General features: G+C 72.8%; 14 protein-coding genes. 3 read left to right on the top strand and 11 right to left on the bottom strand.

The window, feature by feature from the left end; all coding sequences use genetic code 11:
• The first annotated feature begins 42 nt into the window (after positions 1 to 42).
• Entirely contained in the window at positions 43 to 834 is a 792-nt protein-coding gene (locus OG490_RS05255; RefSeq protein WP_330295109.1) for a metal-dependent hydrolase, read from the top strand.
• 83 nt (positions 835 to 917) lie between these two features.
• Here OG490_RS05255 and OG490_RS05250 read toward each other — a convergent pair whose 3' ends face one another.
• The 4 genes from OG490_RS05250 to OG490_RS05235 form a co-directional block, all read right to left on the bottom strand.
• Positions 918 to 2,699, bottom strand: a complete 1,782-nt coding sequence (locus OG490_RS05250; RefSeq protein ID WP_330295108.1) for an ABC transporter ATP-binding protein — start codon at positions 2,697 to 2,699, stop codon at positions 918 to 920.
• The gene (locus tag OG490_RS05245) at positions 2,696 to 4,534 is read right to left on the bottom strand and encodes an ABC transporter ATP-binding protein (RefSeq protein WP_330295107.1); all 1,839 of its coding nucleotides are present in this window, start codon (positions 4,532 to 4,534) and stop codon (positions 2,696 to 2,698) included. The genes OG490_RS05250 and OG490_RS05245 overlap by 4 nt, the downstream gene beginning before the upstream one ends.
• A 112-nt stretch (positions 4,535 to 4,646) precedes the next feature.
• On the bottom strand, positions 4,647 to 7,583 hold the full coding sequence (locus tag OG490_RS05240) for an FAD-binding and (Fe-S)-binding domain-containing protein (RefSeq protein ID WP_330295106.1): 2,937 nt from the start codon (positions 7,581 to 7,583) through the stop codon (positions 4,647 to 4,649).
• Between the two features lie 74 nt (positions 7,584 to 7,657).
• On the bottom strand, positions 7,658 to 8,137 hold the full coding sequence (locus OG490_RS05235) for a MarR family winged helix-turn-helix transcriptional regulator (RefSeq protein ID WP_330295105.1): 480 nt from the start codon (positions 8,135 to 8,137) through the stop codon (positions 7,658 to 7,660).
• A gap of 107 nt (positions 8,138 to 8,244) precedes the next feature.
• Between OG490_RS05235 and OG490_RS05230 the strand changes: the two genes are divergently transcribed.
• Positions 8,245 to 10,152, top strand: coding sequence for an ABC transporter ATP-binding protein (locus OG490_RS05230; protein WP_330295104.1), 1,908 nt, complete (start codon positions 8,245 to 8,247; stop codon positions 10,150 to 10,152).
• Between the two features lie 63 nt (positions 10,153 to 10,215).
• Positions 10,216 to 11,055, top strand: coding sequence for an endolytic transglycosylase MltG (gene mltG, locus OG490_RS05225; protein WP_330295103.1), 840 nt, complete (start codon positions 10,216 to 10,218; stop codon positions 11,053 to 11,055).
• A gap of 19 nt (positions 11,056 to 11,074) precedes the next feature.
• On the opposite strand, the gene OG490_RS05220 is transcribed toward mltG, so the two are convergent.
• From OG490_RS05220 to OG490_RS05190, 7 genes are all read right to left on the bottom strand, one after another.
• Entirely contained in the window at positions 11,075 to 12,160 is a 1,086-nt protein-coding gene (locus OG490_RS05220) for an FAD-dependent oxidoreductase (protein WP_330295102.1), read from the bottom strand.
• Positions 12,161 to 12,256: 96 nt separating this feature from the next.
• Positions 12,257 to 13,624 (bottom strand): cytochrome P450, encoded by a 1,368-nt coding sequence (locus OG490_RS05215; RefSeq protein WP_330295101.1) that lies wholly within the window; start codon positions 13,622 to 13,624, stop codon positions 12,257 to 12,259.
• Positions 13,625 to 13,752: 128 nt separating this feature from the next.
• A complete protein-coding gene (locus tag OG490_RS05210) occupies positions 13,753 to 14,430 on the bottom strand; it encodes an HAD family hydrolase (protein WP_330295100.1) in 678 nt (225 codons plus the stop codon).
• A gap of 51 nt (positions 14,431 to 14,481) precedes the next feature.
• Entirely contained in the window at positions 14,482 to 14,961 is a 480-nt protein-coding gene (locus OG490_RS05205) for an Lrp/AsnC family transcriptional regulator (protein WP_330295099.1), read from the bottom strand.
• A gap of 61 nt (positions 14,962 to 15,022) precedes the next feature.
• The gene (locus tag OG490_RS05200; RefSeq protein ID WP_330300785.1) at positions 15,023 to 15,760 is read right to left on the bottom strand and encodes a DUF1295 domain-containing protein; all 738 of its coding nucleotides are present in this window, start codon (positions 15,758 to 15,760) and stop codon (positions 15,023 to 15,025) included.
• Between the two features lie 56 nt (positions 15,761 to 15,816).
• Complete coding sequence (locus tag OG490_RS05195; RefSeq protein ID WP_443065757.1) at positions 15,817 to 17,112, bottom strand: class I SAM-dependent methyltransferase; 1,296 nt, start codon at positions 17,110 to 17,112, stop codon at positions 15,817 to 15,819.
• On the bottom strand, positions 17,109 to 17,888 hold the full coding sequence (locus tag OG490_RS05190) for a DUF1365 domain-containing protein (RefSeq protein WP_330300783.1): 780 nt from the start codon (positions 17,886 to 17,888) through the stop codon (positions 17,109 to 17,111). The genes OG490_RS05195 and OG490_RS05190 overlap by 4 nt, the downstream gene beginning before the upstream one ends.
• Positions 17,889 to 17,900: the final 12 nt, after the last annotated feature.

Below are 17,900 nucleotides of genomic sequence, written 5' to 3'. Positions count from 1 at the left end.
CAACAGGGCCCGACCAGCACACAAACGGGGCGGGGAACGACCATGATGGGTCCGGCGCACTCACTGTCGGGGGCAGCGGCCTGGCTGGGGGTGGGCGCGGCGGCAGCCGCCGCCGGGCACCCGATGCCCTGGCCCGTCCTCGTCGTCGGAGCCCTCATCTGCGCCGGAGCCGCCCTGGCCCCGGACCTCGACCACAAGTCGGCGACGATCTCCCGCGCCTTCGGCCCGCTCTCCCGGGGCCTGTGCGAGGTGGTCGACAAGATCTCCTACGGGGTCTACAAAGCGACCCGGGCCCCGCGCGACGCCCGCCGCACCGGCGGCCACCGCACCCTGACCCACACCTGGGTCTGGGCCGTCCTGATCGGCGCCGGCGCCTCCGCGCTCGCCGTCACCGCCGACCGCTGGGGCGTTCTCTTCCTCCTCTTCGTCCACCTGGTCCTCGCCGTCGAAGGCCTGCTGTGGCGGGCCGCCCGGATGTCCAGCGACGTCCTGGTCTGGCTGCTCGGCGCGACCAGCGCCTGGATACTGGCCGGGGTGCTCGACCAGCCCGGCAACGGCTCCGGCTGGCTCTTCACCGGCCCCGGCCAGGAGTACCTGTGGCTCGGGCTGCCGATCGTGCTGGGCGCCCTGGTCCACGACATCGGCGACGCCCTGACCGTCTCCGGTTGCCCGGTCCTGTGGCCGATCCCCATCGCGGGCAAGCGCTGGTACCCGATCGGCCCGCCGAAGATGATGCGCTTCCGCGCCGGCAGCTGGGTGGAGCTCAAGGTCCTCATGCCGGTCTTCATGCTCCTCGGCGGAGTCGGCGGCGCCTCGGCCCTCGGGTTCTTCTAGTCCCGCCGAGCGCCCGGCCCGCTGCCGGACCGGAACGCCCCTGACAGCCGTGGCCGTCAGGGGCGTTCTGGCGGGCAGGCCGGTCAGCCGTGCCAGGAGCGCCACAGGGCCGCGTACGGGCCGTCGGCCGCGACCAGGGCGTCGTGCGAGCCGAGCTCGCTGATCCGGCCGTCCTCGACCACCGCGATCACGTCCGCGTCGTGCGCGGTGTGCAGCCGGTGCGCGATCGCGATCACCGTGCGGCCGTCCAGTACCCGGGCCAGCGAGCGCTCCAGGTGCCGGGCCGCACGCGGGTCCAGCAGCGAGGTCGCCTCGTCCAGTACCAGCGTGTGCGGGTCCGCCAGCACCAGCCGGGCCAGCGCGATCTGCTGCGCCTGCGCCGGTGTCAGCGCCGTGCCTCCGGAACCGACCTCGGTGTCCAGGCCGGCCTCCAGGGCCCGCGCCCACCCTTCCGCGTCCACCGAGCCGAGGGCCTCCCACAGTTCGGTGTCGGCGGCCCCGGTGCGTGCGAGGCGCAGGTTGTCGCGCAGCGAGCCCACGAAGACGTGGTGCTCCTGGTTGACCAGGGCCACGTGCTCGCGCACCCGCTCCGCCTGCATCCGCGACAGCCGCGCCCCGCCGAGGGTGATCTCGCCGGTCCGGGGCGCGTAGATGCCCGCGAGCAGCCGGCCCAGCGTGGACTTGCCCGCGCCCGAGGGCCCGACCAGGGCCATTCGGGTGCCCGGCGGCACCGACATCGACACCTGGTGCAGGACGTCGACGCCCTCGCGGTAGCCGAAGTGGACCGCGTCCGCGCGGACGTCACGGCCGTCCGGGGAGACGGCCGCGTCCCCCGCGTCCGGCTCGATCTCGCGTACGCCCACCAGCCGGGCCAGCGAGACCTGGGCGATCTGCAGCTCGTCGTACCAGCGCAGGATCAGGCCGATCGGGTCGACCATCATCTGCGCGAGCAGTGCGCCCGTGGTCAGCTGCCCCACCGACATCCAGCCCTGGATCACGCAGTACCCGCCGATCATCAGCACCGCGCCGAGGATCGTCACGTACGTGGCGTTGATGACGGGGAAGAGGACCGTCCGCAGGAACAGCGTGTACCGCTCCCAGGCCGTCCACTCCTTGATCCGCCGCTCCGACAGCTCGATCCGGCGCGCGCCGAGGCGGTGCGCCTCGATGGTGCGGCCGGCGTCCACCGTCTCGGTGAGCACGGCCGCGACCGCCGCGTACCCGGCCGCCTCCGAACGGTAGGCCCGGGGCGCCCGCTTGAAGTACCAGCGGCAGCCGATCACCAGCACGGGCAGCGACACCAGCGCGGCCAGTGCCAGTGGCGGCGCGGTCACGGCGAGGGCCCCGTAGAGCAGCCCCGCCCACACCACGCCGATGGCGAGCTGGGGCACGGCCTCGCGCATGGCGTTGGCCAGCCGGTCGATGTCGGTGGTGATCCGCGAGAGCAGGTCGCCGGTTCCGGCGCGCTCCAGCACGCCGGGCGGCAGGCCCACCGAGCGGACGAGGAAGTCCTCGCGCAGATCGGCCAGCATCTCCTCGCCGAGCATCGCACCGCGCAGCCGGACCATCCGGACGAACAGGGTCTGGACGACCAGGGCCAGCGCGAACAGCAGTCCCACGCGCCCCAGATGCAGTTCGCGCGCCCCTGCCGTGAGCTGGTCCACCACCTGGCCCAGCAGGTACGGGCCCACCATGGAGGCGATCACTGCGACGGTGTTGACCGCCACCAGGACCACGAAGGCCCGGCGGTGGCGGCGGAACAGGCCGCGCACGTAGCCCCGTACGGTCGCCGTCGTGCCCACGGGCAGGGTCGCGGCCGTTTCGGGGGCCGCCGGATCGTATTGCGGCGGCGCCACGCCGATCATGCGGATTCCTCGATCTCTGTGAGTACGGCGTCCGGCCGTCCGGCCTTCAGCTGCGCGAGCCGTTGCTCGTCCTCGGTCTCGCGGGTGACGACCGCGCGGTAGCGCGGTTCGCCGTGCAGCAGTTCGCGGTGCGTGCCGCTCGCCGCCACCGCGCCCTCGTGGATCAGTACGACCCGGTCGGCGTGGTCCAGCAGCAGCGGCGAGGACGCCAGCACCACCGTCGTGCGCCCGGAGCGGAGCTCCGCGATCCCGTCCGCGATCCGCGCCTCGGTGTGCGAGTCGACCGCCGAGGTCGGCTCGTCCAGCACCAGCACCTCCGGATCGGTGACCAGCGACCGCGCCAGCGCGAGCCGCTGACGCTGCCCGCCGGACAGGGACCGGCCGCGCTCGGTGATCCGGGCGTCCATCGGGTCGTCCACCCCGTCCGGGGCGGACTGCAGCAGCGCGTCCAGCACGTCCGCGCACTGGGCCGCCGCCAGCGCCGCGCGCGGCTCGACCGTCCCGGAAGCCGGTACGTCGAACAGTTCGCGCAGCGTTCCGGACAGCAGCACCGGATCCTTGTCCTGTACGAGGACCAGCGTCCGCGCGGTGTCCAGCGCGAGCTCGTCCAGCGCGACCCCGCCCAGCAGGACGGAGGGGCCGGAGCCCTCGTCCATCGGGTGGCCGCCCAGGCGTTCGGCCAGCCGGCCCGCCAGATCGGGGTCCCCGCACACCACGGCCGTGAACCGGCCCGCCGGGGCCAGCAGCCCGGTCTCCGGGTCGTACAGGTCGCCACCGGAGGCGGGAGCCTGGGCCTGCGCCTTCGTCCCACCGGCGGCCCCGGCCTCGGCCTCGGCTTCCGTCCGGGTCAGTGACAGCACCCGGGCGGCCCGCTTCGCCGAGGGGCGCGAGAAGGAGTACGCCATCGCGATCTCCTCGAAGTGCCGCAGCGGATACAGCATGGTCGCCACCGCACTGAAGGCCGCGACGAGTTCGCCGACCGCGAGCCGGTCGTCCAGCACGAGCGCCGAGCCGTACCAGACGACCGTGATCAGCAGGATGCCCGGCAGCAGCACCTGGATCGCGGAGATCAGGGCCCACATCCTGGCACTGCGCACGGCCGCCTTGCGGACCTCCTGCGAGGCCTCGCGGTAGCGGCTGAGGAAGAGTTCCTCTCCGCCGATGCCGCGCAGCACGCGCAGGCCCGCCACGGTGTCGGAGGCCAGCTCGGTGGCCTTGCCCGCCTTCTCCCGCTGCACGTCGGCGCGCTGGGTGGCGCGCGGCAGCAGCGGCAGGACGGCCAGGGCGAGCACCGGCATGCCGATGGCGACCACCACACCGATGGCGGGGGCGTAGAAGAGCAGCGCCACGCAGCCGATGAGGAGGGTGAGAGCGGCGGCGAGGAAGCGGGAGACCGCCTCGACGAACCAGCCGATCTTCTCCACGTCGCCCGTGGACACCGCCACCACCTCGCCCGCCGCGACCCGCCGGGTCAGGGCGGCGCCCAGCTCGGCGGTCTTGCGCGCCAGCAGTTGCTGGACCCGCGCGGCCGCGGTGATCCAGTTGGTGACGGCGGTCCGGTGCAGCATGGAGTCGCCGAGCGCGATCGCGACGCCGAGCAGCGCGATCAGGCCACCGACCCACAGCAGCCGGGTGCCGTCGCGGTCGACGACGGCGTCGACACCCAGGCCCACCGCGTACGGCAGCCCGGCGATACCGCAGAAGTGAAGCATTCCCCAGCTCAGGCTTTTGGCCTGTCCGCCGAGTTGGCCGCGCCCCAGCCACCACAGGAACCGGGGGCCGGAGCGAGCGTCCGGTACCCCTGGGTCCGGATACGGTAGATCGCTGATCTGCATGACGCCCCATGACTGGTCGAGAGTTCCAAACCGTGCAAGGTTCGCGTTCCGGACCGGGTCGGGGCAATCGATTTTCCGTTGGCCAAAGCATTTCCGGCCAGGGCTTCCGGAGTCAGGGGCGAGTGGCGCGCTCCAGTTCCAGCAGGGCCGAGTAGTAGCTCCGGCCGGTGGCCCGGTCCATGCCCACCTCGCACATCCGGTTCGCCGACAGGTGCGCGTCGAATTCCCGCGCCGTCACCTCGGCCGCCTCGCGCGCCGTCGCCGACTCCGTCAGCTCGGGGTGCAGCATGCCGCGGTCGCCGGCGAAGGCGCAGCACCCAGCGTCGTACGGGACGACCACCTCGTCCGCGCAGGCCTCGGCCACCGCCCGCAGCTGCGCCTCGTCGTCCAAGTGCCGCATCGAACAGGTGGGGTGGAGCACCGCGGACCCGATCGTGCGCCGGATCTCCAGGTGCGGGAGCAGTTCCTCGGCCGCCCAGACGATGGAGTCGACGATCCGGAGCTCGGCGTGGAGCGCCCGGTTGTCGTCCGTGAGGTACGGGACCACCTCGTGCGAGATGCCCAGGGTGCAGGAGGACGCGTCGACCACGAGCGGCAGCCGCCCCCCGGCCGTCCAGCCCCAGGCGGCCTCCACGATCCGGTTGGCCATCACCCGGTTGCCGGCCTCGTACCCCTTGGAGTGCCAGATCGTCGCGCAGCACGTTCCCGTGACGTCCCGGGGGATCCACACCGGTTTCCCGGCGCGCTCCGAGACCGCCACCACGGCCTCCGGGAGGGAGGGGCCGGGTCGGCCGTCGGGGCCGCCGAAGATCCGGTTGACGCAGGCCGGGTAGTACACGGCGGCGGCGCCGACCCGCCGGGTCGCGGGCAGCTTCCGGGCGGCGGCGCCGGGGATCTGCGGCAGCCACTCCGGGACCAGGTCCGGCCGTACGGCTCTGCGCGCGAGCCCCGTCACGGCCTCCAGCACGCGGTCCCCGACGGTGTCGGTGATCTTGTCGGCGGCGGCCACGGCCAGCCGGGCGGCGGCCTCGACGGTCCGGAACTGCTGGGCGGCCAGCGCGGCGGTGCGCTCCTCGCGCGGGCTGTGGCGGCGGTGGCGGAAGTCCTTCATCAGGGCGCCGGTGTCGATGCCCACGGGGCAGGCGAGTTTGCAGGTGGAGTCGCCGGCGCAGGTGTCCACGGCGTCGTAGCCGTAGGAGTCGAGCAGTCCGCCCAGGACGGGGGAGCCGGGCTGCTGGCGCATCATCTCCCGGCGCAGCACGATCCGCTGGCGCGGAGTGGTCGTCAGGTCCTCGCTGGGGCAGGTCGGTTCGCAGAACCCGCACTCGATGCAGGGGTCGGCCACGGCCTCCACCTGGGGGATCGTCTTCAGGCCGCGCAGGTGTGCCTTCGGGTCGCGGTCGAGGAGGATCCGCGGCGCGAGCACCAGGTCCGGGTCGAGCACCCGCTTGGTGCGCCACATCATCTCCGTGGCCCGGGGTCCCCACTCCAGTTCGAGGAAGGGGGCCATGTTGCGGCCTGTGGAGTGCTCGGCCTTCAGGGAGCCGTCGAAGCGCTCCACGGTGAGCCGGCAGAAGGCGTCCATGAAGGCGGCGTACCGCTCGACGTCGGCCGGTTTGGCGGCGTCGAAGGCGAGGAGGAAGTGGAGGTTGCCGTGGGCGGCGTGACCGGCGACGGCGGCGTCGAAACCGTGCTCCGCCTGGAGTTCGAGCAGGGCCTCGCAGGCCTCGGCCAGCCGGGACGGGGGGACCGCGAAGTCCTCGGTGATCAGGGTGGTGCCGGAGGCGCGGGCCCCGCCGACGGCGGTGACGAAGGCCTTGCGGGCCTTCCAGTAGCCGGAGATGGTCTTCGTGTCGCGGGTGAAGGCATTGGTCACCGAGGCCACCGGCGCGACCAGGTCCAGCCCGGCCACCACTCCGGCGGCGCGCCGTTCGTACTCCGCGCGGCCGGCTTCGTCCGGGGCGCGGAACTCCACGAGCAGGGCGGTGGTGTCCTTGGGCAGCTCCGCCCAGTCGGCGGGCACGCCCTCCACGGCCACCGAGGCGCGCAGGGTGTTGCCGTCCATCAGCTCGACGGCGATCGCCCCGGCCTCGTTGAAGAGCGGTACGGCGGCGGCCGCGGCGGGCAGCGAGGGGAAGAACAGCAGTGCACTGGTGAGATCGCGGTCCAGCGGCAGGGTGTCGAAGACGACCTCGGAGATGAAGCCCAGGGTGCCTTCGGAGCCGACCATCAGCCCGCGCAGGATCTGCACCGGTGTGGAGCCGTCGAGGTAGGCGTCGAGCCGGTAGCCGGTGGTGTTCTTGATCTCGTACTTGGCCCGGATGCGGGCGACGAGCTCCGGGTCGGCCTCGATCTCCTTCTTGATCTCCATCAGCCCGTGGCACAGGGCCGGCTCGGCGTGGGCGAGCTCCTCGTCGGCGAGCGGATCGGCGGTGTCGACCACGGTGCCGGTCGGCAGGACGAAGGTGAGGGAGGCCAGGGTGCGGTACGAGTTCCTCGTGGTCCCGGCCGTCATGCCGGAGGCGTTGTTCGCGACGACTCCGCCGAGGGTGCACGCGATGGCGCTGGCCGGGTCGGGGCCGAGGACGCGGCCGTGGCGGGCGAGGGCGGCATTGGCCCGCAGGACGGTGGTGCCCGGCTGGATCCTGGCCCGCAGGCCCCCGTCCAGCACCTCGACGCCGGCCCAGTGGCGGCGGACGTCGACCAGGATGTCCTCGCCCTGGGCCTGGCCGTTGAGCGAGGTGCCCGCGGCGCGGAAGACGACCTCGCGCTGTTTGCCGTGGGCGTAGGAGAGGACGGCGGAGACGTCGTCGATGTCCTCGGCGACCACCACGACCTGGGGTACGAACCGGTACGGGGAGGCGTCCGAGGCGTAGCGGACCAGGTCGGAGATCTTCCAGAGGACCTTGTCCGCGCCCAGCAGCTCGGTCAGGTCGTGGCGCAGCGTCTCGGGAGTCCCGGTCGCCCGCCGGTCGGGCACCCGGTCGGGGGCGGGGGCGCTGATGCTCCGCGGCCGCAGGGCCCCCGGCTTCGGTTCCAGCAGCGGCATGCGCAACCCCTCAACTCGCTCGACTCACTCGTTCGGCGCAGTCGCGGCCTTCTCCCGGCCGGCCCGCCGACTGGTCAGCAGTGCAGCTCCGGCGGGGCGTCCGCCAGGGCGTTCAGCAGGCCGCCGAGCACCTCGCGCTGATCGGCGGTCAATGGAGCCAGGATCTCCTCTGCGGCGTCGGTTCGCGCGTTGCGCAGCCGGCGCAGCGTGGCGCGGCCGTTGTCGGTGAGCTCGATCCTTATGACGCGGCGGTTCGACGGGTCGGGGACGCGGCGCACGCGGTCGGCGGCCTCCAGACCGTCGACCAGTGTGGTCACGGCGCGGGGCACGACCTCCAGGCGGGCGGCGAGGTCCGCCATCCGGGGCGGCTGACCGGCGGAGAGATGGGCGACCGTGCGCAGCAGCCGGGACTGTGCCGGGGTGATTCCGAGCGGCTCCAGATGGCGCTTCTGGATGCGGTGGAGCCGCCGGGTCAGGCGCAGGAGCTGCTCGGCGAGCACGCTGTCGGTGCTGTCGGCTCGGTCTGCGGGCTCGGTCTCGGAAGCGGTACTCATGCTGCGGTCCTCATAATGGGAACAGTATCAGGACCAGATTCATTGTGAGTATAGGTAACAATGAGCTATGCTCATTCGAGTCCGGTCAGCTGTCATGAAGGAGGCCCATGCGCCCCAAGGAACCCGAGTGGACGCCCTCGAAAGAATCCCTCGACCCCAGTGGTCCCACCCCGGCCGAGCGGCCGCGCGAGCTGCGCCGCATCGCAGGCCTGTTCCGGCCCTACCGCGGCCGCCTCGGTATCGTCGCCGTACTCGTCGCCGCGTCCTCGCTGGTCGGCGTGGCTTCGCCGTTCCTGCTCAAGGCGATCCTCGACACCGCGATCCCGCAGGGCCGCACCGGGCTGCTCAGCCTGCTCGCCCTCGGCATGATCGCCACCGCCGTGGTGACCAGCATCTTCGGCGTGCTGCAGACCCTGATATCCACGACGGTCGGCCAGCGGGTCATGCACGACCTGCGCACCGCCGTCTACGCGCAGCTCCAGCGGATGCCGCTGGCCTTCTTCACGCGCACCCGCACCGGCGAGGTGCAGTCCCGCATCGCCAATGACATCGGCGGCATGCAGGCCACGGTCACCTCCACGGCGACCTCCCTCGTCTCCAACGCCACGGCCGTCATCGCCTCCGTCGTCGCGATGCTCGCGCTCGACTGGCGGCTCACGATCGTCTCGCTGCTCCTGCTGCCCGTCTTCGTGTGGATCAGCCGCCGCGTCGGCAGCGAGCGCAAGAAGATCACCGCGCAGCGCCAGAAGCAGATGGCCACGATGGCCGCGACGGTCACCGAGTCCCTTTCGGTGAGCGGCATCCTCCTCGGCCGCACGATGGGCCGCGCCGACTCGCTCACCACCTCCTTCGCTGAGGAGTCCGAGAAGCTCGTCGACCTCGAAGTGCGCTCCAGCATGGCCGGGCGCTGGCGGATGTCCACCATCGGCATCGTCATGGCCGCCATGCCCGCGCTCATCTACTGGGCGGCCGGCATAGCCCTGCAGACCGGTGCGCCCTCGCTCTCGGTCGGCACGCTCGTCGCCTTCGTCAGCCTCCAGCAGGGCCTGTTCCGGCCCGCCGTGAGCCTGCTGTCGACCGGCGTCCAGATACAGACCTCCCTCGCGCTGTTCGCCCGCATCTTCGAGTACCTCGACCTGCCGGTGGACATTACCGAGCGCGAGGACCCCGTCCGCCTCGACCGCGCCAAGGGCGAGGTCCGGCTGGAGGACGTCCACTTCGAGTACGACGCCAAGAGCGGCCCGACGCTGACGGGCATCGACATCACCGTCCCGGCCGGGGGCTCCCTCGCCGTGGTGGGTCCGACCGGATCCGGCAAGAGCACGCTGAGCTATCTCGTGCCCCGGCTCTACGACGTCACCGGCGGCCGCGTCGCCCTCGACGGGGTCGATGTGCGCGACCTCGACTTCGACTCGCTGGCGCGCTCCATCGGCGTGGTCTCCCAGGAGACCTACCTCTTCCACGCCTCCGTCGCCGACAACCTGCGCTTCGCCAAGCCGGACGCCACCGACGAGGAGATCGCCGAGGCAGCCCGCGCGGCCCAGATCCACGACCACATCGAGTCCCTGCCCGACGGCTACGACACCTTGGTCGGCGAGCGCGGGTACCGGTTCTCCGGCGGCGAGAAGCAGCGCCTGGCGATCGCCCGCACCATCCTGCGCGACCCGCCGGTCCTGATCCTCGACGAGGCCACCAGCGCCCTGGACACCCGCACCGAGCATGCCGTTCAGCGGGCCATCGACAACCTCTCGCAGGGCCGCACCACCATCACCATCGCCCACCGCCTCTCCACCGTCCGCGACGCCGACCAGATCGTGGTGCTCGACGGCGGGCGGATCGCCGAGCGCGGGACCCATGAGGAACTGCTGGCGGCCGACGGTCGGTACGCGGCACTGGTCCGGCGGGACCGGGAGACCGCGCTCAAGCCGGAGACCCTCACTGCGGACGGACTCAAGCGGGGTGCGCTCAAGCCGGAGCCGCTGCGCGGGACCGAAGCAGCCCCTGTAAATGTGTGATCGTATGACTGGAACACGGGCGAGATGTCATAAATCCGACGCTTCGCGGGTTAGCGTTTCCGTATGCGTCAAGAGAACCGGCCGCCACCACCGCGCCGTTCCCGGCTGACCCGCCGGGGTCGGCTGGCGCTCTTCCTCGCAACGCTCGTGGGACTCGGGACGGCCGTTCTGATCCCACTGGTACCCGGTGAGGAAGCGCCAGAGAAACCGCGCCAGTTGCTGATCCCCGAAGGCTGGCGGGCCCCGCAGGTCTACGCCGCCATCGACCGCGAGCTGAAGCTCCCGGCCGGCTCCGCCCAGGCGGCCGCCGCGAAGACCGCACTGCCCCTGCCCGCAGAGGCCAAGGGCAATCCGGAGGGGTACCTCTTCCCGGCCACGTATCCGGTGAATTCCCAGTCCACCCCGGCCACGCTGCTCACGTACATGGTCGAGACGGCCAACAAGAAGCTGGCCACCAAAGCCGTCGCCGACGGCGGCAAGGCCCACGGGATGACCCCGTACCAGACGGCCACCCTCGCCAGCATCATCGAGGCGGAGGCCGACACCCGCGTGGACATGGGCAAGGTCGCCCGAGTGGTGCACAACCGGCTGGCGAAGTCGATGCCGCTCCAGATGGACTCCACCATCAACTACGCGCTGAAGCGTGCCACGGTGGACACCAAGCTGAGCGAGACGAAGATCGACAACCCCTTCAACACGTACGAGCGCCAGGGCCTGCCGCCCACGCCGATCGACAGCCCCGGCCTGGACGCCATGGCGGCCGCGGTCGCGCCGCCCCCGGGGGACTGGCTGTACTTCGTCACCGTGAAGGCGGGCGACACCCGCTTCTCGAAGACGTACGAGGAGCACAAGCGCCACGTGGCCGAGTTCAACCGGCTCCGGTCGGCCTCCAAGAAGACCTGACGGGGACGGCAGGTCCTAGCTAGGACAGACGGGCCGGGGTGCGCGTGAGCAGCCGGTGGATCTCGCGGACCGCGGAGCCGCCGGCGCGGTTGGCGCCGATGGTCGATGCCGAAGGTCCGTAGCCGACCAGGTGGATCCGCTCGTCGCGGACCGCGCGCGTGCCGTCGAGCCGGATGCCGCCGCCCGGTTCGCGCAGGCGCAGCGGGGCCAGGTGGTCGATGGCCGCGCGGAAACCGGTGGCCCACAGGATCACGTCCGCCTCCACCCGCCGCCCGTCGGCCCAGGCCGCCCCCCGGGCCGTGAGGTGGTCGAACATGGGGCGGCGCTCCAGCACCCCCGAGGCCAGGCCGCCGCGGACCGCCTCGGTCAGCGCCAGCCCGGTGACGCTGACCACGCTCCGCGGGGGCAGTCCCTGCCTGACCCGGTCCTCGACCAGGGCCACCGCCGCGCGGCCCTCGGCCTCGCCGAAGTTCCCGTCGCGGAACACCGGAGGCCGCCGGGTGACCCAGGTGGTCTCCGCCGCCACCTCGGCGATCTCCAGCAGGTGCTGTACGGCCGAGGTGCCGCCGCCCACCACGATGACCCGGGCTCCGGCGAACTCGCCCGGCCCGGGATAGTTCGCCGTGTGCAGCTGGCGGCCGCGGAAGGTCTCCTGACCGGGGTAGCGCGGCCAGAACGGCCGGTCCCAGGTCCCGGTGGCGTTGATCAGTGCCCGCGCCGACCAGGCGCCGGACCCGGTCTCCACGAGCAGCCGCCGGTCCGCCGCCCCCTCGCGGACGGCCGTGACGTCCACGGGGCGGTGCACGTGGAGCCCGAAGCGCTCCTCGTACGCGGCGAAGTACTCGGAGATCACCTCGGAGGACGGACGCAGCGGATCGGCCCCGGTGAGCTCCATCCCCGGCAGTGCGTGCATCCCGTGGACCTTGCCGTAGGTGAGCGAGGGCCAGCGGAACTGCCAGGCGCCGCCTGGACGGGGCGCATGGTCCAGGACCACGTGCCCGATGCCCGCCCGCGCCAGGTGGTAGGCACTGGACAGCCCCGCCTGCCCCGCACCGACCACCACCACGTCCACCGCTGCCGCGTCCCGCTCCAAGAAATCGTTCACGGTTCTACCAACCGGGCGCGGTGGCGGGATCTTCCCGCGGGTCCCTACGTCCTGCGGAAACCACCGGCCTCCGTTACGCCCGCCCACCGGCCTCCGTTACGCCCGGCTCGCGCGCAGTGTCGCCGGGACCGGGCCGACGGGCTGGAGGGTGAGGCCCGGGAGGACCTCGGCGCGGGTGGAGCCCGTGTCCAAGTGGAAGCGCTGGGCCAGGACGGCCAGGACGAGGGCGGCCTCGACCAGGGCGAAGCGGGCGCCCAGGCAGGCGCGGGGGCCGCCGCCGAAGGGGAACCAGGCGTGCTCCGGGACCGGATGCGGGGCGGTCCCGTCGGTGGACCAGCGCTCGGGGCGGAACGCCTCCGGCTCCGGGAACCAGCGCGCGTCCCGGTGCATCGACCACGGGCTCACCCATACCGACAGCCCGGCCGGGACCGGTCGCCCGCCCAGCTCCGCGCCCTCCGTGGCCACCGCCGAGATCAACCAGATCGGCGGATAGATCCGCAGCGCCTCCTTGACCACCTGCTGGGTCCAGGGCAGCCGCGCGTAGTCCTCGTAGGTCGGCAGACGGCCGCCGAGTACCCGGTCGAGCTCCTCCGTCAGCCGCTCGCGGGCCTCGCTCGCCCCCGACAGCAGTTGCCAGGCCCAGGTCAGGGTGGTCGAGGTGGTTTCGTGGCCGCCGATGTAGAGGGTGATCGACTCGTCGCGCAGTTCCGTGCGCGACAGCGGCGCGCCGTCCTCGTCCCGGGCGGCGAGGAGTCGGCTCAGCAGGTCGTCCCGGTCCTCGCCGGCCGCCGAGGCCGCCTCGTGTTCCCGTATGACGTGCTCGATCTCCCGGTCGAGGACGGCCACGGCCTCCCGCATTCGGCGGCGGCCCGGGGTCTGGATCCACGGCGGCAGGAACAGGGTCAACCCCCGGAACTCCGCGCTCAGTTCCCGCTGAGCCGTGGCCATGGCCGCGCTGATCGGCTCCTCACGTCCGGCGGCGTCGCTCCCGAACAGGGTGCGCACCGCGATCCGTTGGGTGAGACCGGCCATCTCCCTGTGCACGTCGATCCGCTCGCCCTCGCGCCAGCCGGTGGCCAGCGCGTCGGCGCACTCCACCATCGTGGCCGCGTACGAGCGCACTTGGCGCGGGCGCACCGACGGCTGGACCAGCGCCCGCTTGCGCCGCCAGTCGTCGCCGGTGGCGACGACCACCCCGTTGCCGAGCAACTGGCGGAAGGCCCATCCCAGTTCGGTCGGCCTGAAGGTGGACTCGACGGCGCCCAGCAGCTCGCCCGCGTGCTCGGGCCGCGAGACCAGCACATTGCGCTGGGGGCCGAGCGCCCACGGCACCCAGTCGCCGTACTCGTCGCGCAGCGACTCGAAGAAGGCCAGCGGATCGCGGGCGAAGGCGGGAAGGTTCCCCACCAGGGGCCACCGGCGCGGTCCGCGCTCGGCGCCCGGAGGCAGCAGTGTGGCGCTCACCCCGGCATGGTGACAGCGCCGCCCCCAAGGCGCCAGGGGTCGGAGGCCGGGCCCGGATCGGCTTCGGGCCGGGCTCGCGCGGGGCTCCGGCCGTGCTCGCGTCGGGCTCCGGCCGGCCCGGCCCGGGTTCAGGCGGCCAGGCGCTCGGTGAACCACGCGTAGGCGGTGTCCGCGCTGAACTCCCGCTGTCCGGAAGGGAAGAGCAGTCCGGCCTCCGCGAAGGCCGGGTCGTCGGCGGTGGCCGCCACGTACGGGATCGCCACGCAGTCCATGCCCGCCGCCCGGGCGGCCAGGGCGCCCGGCGCCGCGTCCTCGACGACCACGCAGTCGGCGGGCTCCGCGCCCAGGCGCCGCGCCGCCTCCAGGAACACGTCCGGCGCGGGCTTGCCCTGCGCCACCTCCTCGGCGGAGACCACCGTGGTCAGCAGCGCGTCCAGCCCGGTACCGGCCAGGACCGCGTCGATCGCCTCGAGCGAGGACCCGGAGGCCACCGCCATCGGGACGCCGTCGGCGTGCAGCCGCTCCACGAAGGTGCGCATCTGCGGGTAGGCCTCGGTGTGCGTGCGGGCGAGCTCCAGGTAGGCGGCGTTCTGCTCGGCGAGCAGCTGCTCCACGGGGGCCGGGATCGCGTACCGCTCCCGGAGGATCTCCAGGGTCTCCAGCGTGCCGATGCCGATGTACCGGGAGTGCTCCTCCCACGTGAAACCGGGGACGCCGTGCCGCTCCAGGGTGCGGCGCCCGGACTCGTAGTAGTTCGGCTCGCTGTCCACGAGGGTGCCGTCGAGATCGAATATGACGGAGATCATGCGGTGTGCCCGTCCTGCCTGTACGGTCCTGTACCTGTCCGCACCATCTTGTCAGGATTTGGGTGCGGCCCGGCCCACGGATTCGACCAGCGGCAGCAGCCGGTGCGGCACCCGCTCGCGCAGGGCCACCTCGGTCCGGGTGCGGACCACGCCGGGGAGGCGGATCAGCTGCTGGATCACGTCCTCCAGATGCGCGTTGTCCCGGGCGGCCACTCGGGTCAGCAGGTCCCCGCCGCCGGTGATGGAGAAGGCCTCGATGATCTCGGGTACGGAGGACAGCGCGTCGCCGACCTCGTCCAGGTGCCCCTGGGTGACCTCGATGTGCACGAAGGCCAGGACAGGATGTCCGAGCGCGGCGGGGGACAGCACGGGCCCGGTCCCGGTGATCACTCCGGTGCGCTCCAGCCTGTCGAGCCGGGCCTGGAGGGTGCCGCGCGCGACTCCCAGGATCCGGGCGTACTCGCGGATGCTGGTGCGCGGCTGCTCGATCAGCAGGCGCAGGATCCGTGTGTCGAGCTCGTCCACAGCCATGCCGCGACTGTACCAACGCCGGGCCCACGAGCCCGCCCGGCGCCCCACCCCGACCCCCGCCTCACACCCCCTGTGACCTGCGAAGGCGTCGCGGCGGCCAAGGCAGGAACCCGCTGGTCCGCGCGCGGTACTCCGCATACCCGGGCCGGTCCGCCATGTGCCGCTCCAGAAGCCGCTTCCCGCTGCCCGCGATCAGCAGGTACGACATCACGAGCGGGGAGAGCACCGACACCGCCACCGCTCCGGCGGAGGTCCAGGCGGTCAGGGACAGGCCCCACCACACACAGAAGTCGCCGAAGTAGTTCGGGTGCCGGGTCCACGCCCACAGGCCTCGGTCCATGATCCGTCCCCGGTTCGCCGGGTCCGCCTTGAAACGGGCGAGCTGCCGGTCGCCCACCGCCTCGAAGCACAGGCCGCACAGCCACAGCACCGTGCCCGCCACGGCCACGCCGCCGGGGCGGCCGTCCGCGTACGCCGCCGCCTGCACGGGCAGCGACACCAGCCAGACCAGGGCCGCCTGGAGGAGGTAGACCATGCGCAGGGCGTACAGGCTCCGGTTTCCCGGGGCCTTGGAGAGCATCCGCTCGTAGCGCGGGTCCTCGCCGTGTCCCCGGCCGCGCCAGGCGATGTGCCCGGCCAGCCGCAGCCCCCACACCACCGCGAGGGCGGCCGGCAGCGAATGACGGCCGCCCGACGCGGCGTACGTGGCCGCGGCGACCGCCACGAAGCCGAGGCCCCAGGCCACGTCGACCACCCGGTGCATGCCGAGCCGGACCCCGACGGCGAAGGCGGCCAGCATGACGGCGAGCGCGGCCCCCGCCGAGACGGCGAGGTTGAGGGCGAAACCTCCCCAGTTCACCGGGACCCCGCCCCTTCGGCGGCGCCGGTACGGGAGGTGAGGAGGAACTGGTGGACGTCCAGATAGCCCGAGGCGAAACCGGCCTCGCAGTACGCCAGGTAGAAGGTCCACATCCGGCGGAAGGTCTCGTCGAAGCCCAGCGCCGCCACCCGGTCGGCCCGCTCGGCGAAGCGCTCCCGCCACAGCCGGAGCGTCTGCGCGTAGTGGGCCCCGTACCCCTCGCACCGGATCACCCGCAGTCCGGTGTGGCGGCGCGCCGTCTCCTCCACCACCCGCACCGACGGCAGCATCCCGCCGGGGAAGATGTACTTGTGGATCCAGGTGTACGTGTCCCTCGTGGCCAGCATCCGCTCGTGCGGCATGGTGATCGCCTGGAGCGCGACCCGCCCGCCGGGCGCCAGCAGCCGGTCCAGGGTGGCGAAGTACTCCGGCCAGTACTCGGCGCCGACCGCCTCGATCATCTCGACGCTCACGATGGCGTCGTAGCTGCCCTCGGCTTCCCGGTAGTCGCACAGCCGCACCTCGACGAGGTCCGTGAGTCCGGCGGCCGCGACCCGGACCAGCGCCAGCTCCCGCTGCTCCCGGGACAGCGTGAGGGTGACCACCCGGGCCCCGCGCCGAGCGGCCCGGATCGCCAGCTCGCCCCAGCCGGTGCCGATCTCCAGGAGCCGGGTGCCTGGCCCCACGGCTGCCAGGTCCAGCAGCATGTCGATCTTGCGGTGCTGGGCGGCGGCGAGCTGGTCCGGTCCGGCCGGCAGGGCGCTGAACACCGCCGAGGAGTAGGTCATCGTCGGGTCGAGGAACTGCGCGAACAGCTCGTTCGACAGGTCGTAGTGGCGCCGGACGTTGGTCCGGGAGCCGTCCGGGGTGTTGTGGTCGGCCGCCGGACGCCGGGCCGCCCACAGTCCGCGCAGCCGCTGGAGCGGGGCCGGGACCAGGGCCGTCACGTGCCCGGCGAGGACCGTCAGCACGGCGACCGGATCCCGGGCGTCCCACTCCCCGGCCAGGTAGGACTCGCCGAAGCCGATCAGTCCCTCGGCCGCGATCCGGCGTTCGAAGGCCGCCGGGTCGTACACCGCCATCGCCGGACCGCCCCGCCCGAGGGTCCCTTCAGGGCCCATCCGGACCTGGAGCGGCAGCCGGTCCAGCGCTCTGCGGATCAGCAGCCGCCCGACGGCGGCCCTGGTCCGGGAGCAGGGCGGCACGGCCGGAGCGGCGAGGGGAGCCGGCCCGGCCGTGACGGGCCGGTCCGCGCCACCGATGTCACCGGCGCCGTTGGTCGTCGTGGTCACTTCAGCCCCTCCTGGGGGACGTGTCGGGGGCGCGGCCGCACCGGCAGCCCGCGCAGCCACAGCCGGATGCCGTGGTACCGGATGCCGGCGCTGACGGCGGCCGTGGACCACGGGTGACGCAGTGCGGCGCGAAGCACCCCGCGGGCGTCGGCGGGGCGCCGCTCGCCGCGGACGGTCGCGGTCAGGCGGGCTCCGTCGCCGCCGCCCGCCAATCGGACGGTCAGCGCGAGGCGTTCGCCCGGCTCGGGCAGCCGCATCCGGTAGCCGCCCTCCACCGCGAGGAAGGGGGAGACGTAGAACTCCTTGGGGACGACGGGGCCGCAATCCGGTCCGGTTCCCGGATCGGATCCGGTCTCAGGGGGCAGCAGGTAGCAGTGCCGCTCGCCGTAGGTGTTGTGCACCTCGGCGACCACATGGCGCAGGGCGCCGTCCGGGCCGTGGCACCAGTAGACGGTCAGCGGATTGAAGACGTGGCCCAGTACACGGGCGTGCGCCAGCATCAAAACCCTTGACCCGGGCGGGAGTCCGGCGCGGCGCGCGGCGAGGAAACCGTCCAGCCCGGCCCGGACGGAGCGTGCGTCGCCCCCAAAGTGGTCACGCGGGTAGAAGCGGGCGAGTGGCCCCAACAGCCCGGGCAGAACGGGCAGTTCGTCGAGATCCACCAGCCACAGGTAGGTACGGTGGCGGATCCGGTAGTGGCTCCCGCCCGACCGGACGTGCCGGATCTCGGCTTCGTAGAGGCAAGGTGTCGCGACGGCTGCCGTCCGGGGCGTCATGACGGGGTCAGC

It is taken from the genome of Streptomyces sp. NBC_00503, from assembly GCF_036346895.1.
GTDB lineage: Bacteria > Actinomycetota > Actinomycetes > Streptomycetales > Streptomycetaceae > Streptomyces.
Note: the sequence above shows the minus strand (reverse complement) of the source record. Positions and strands in the feature narration are given on the sequence as shown.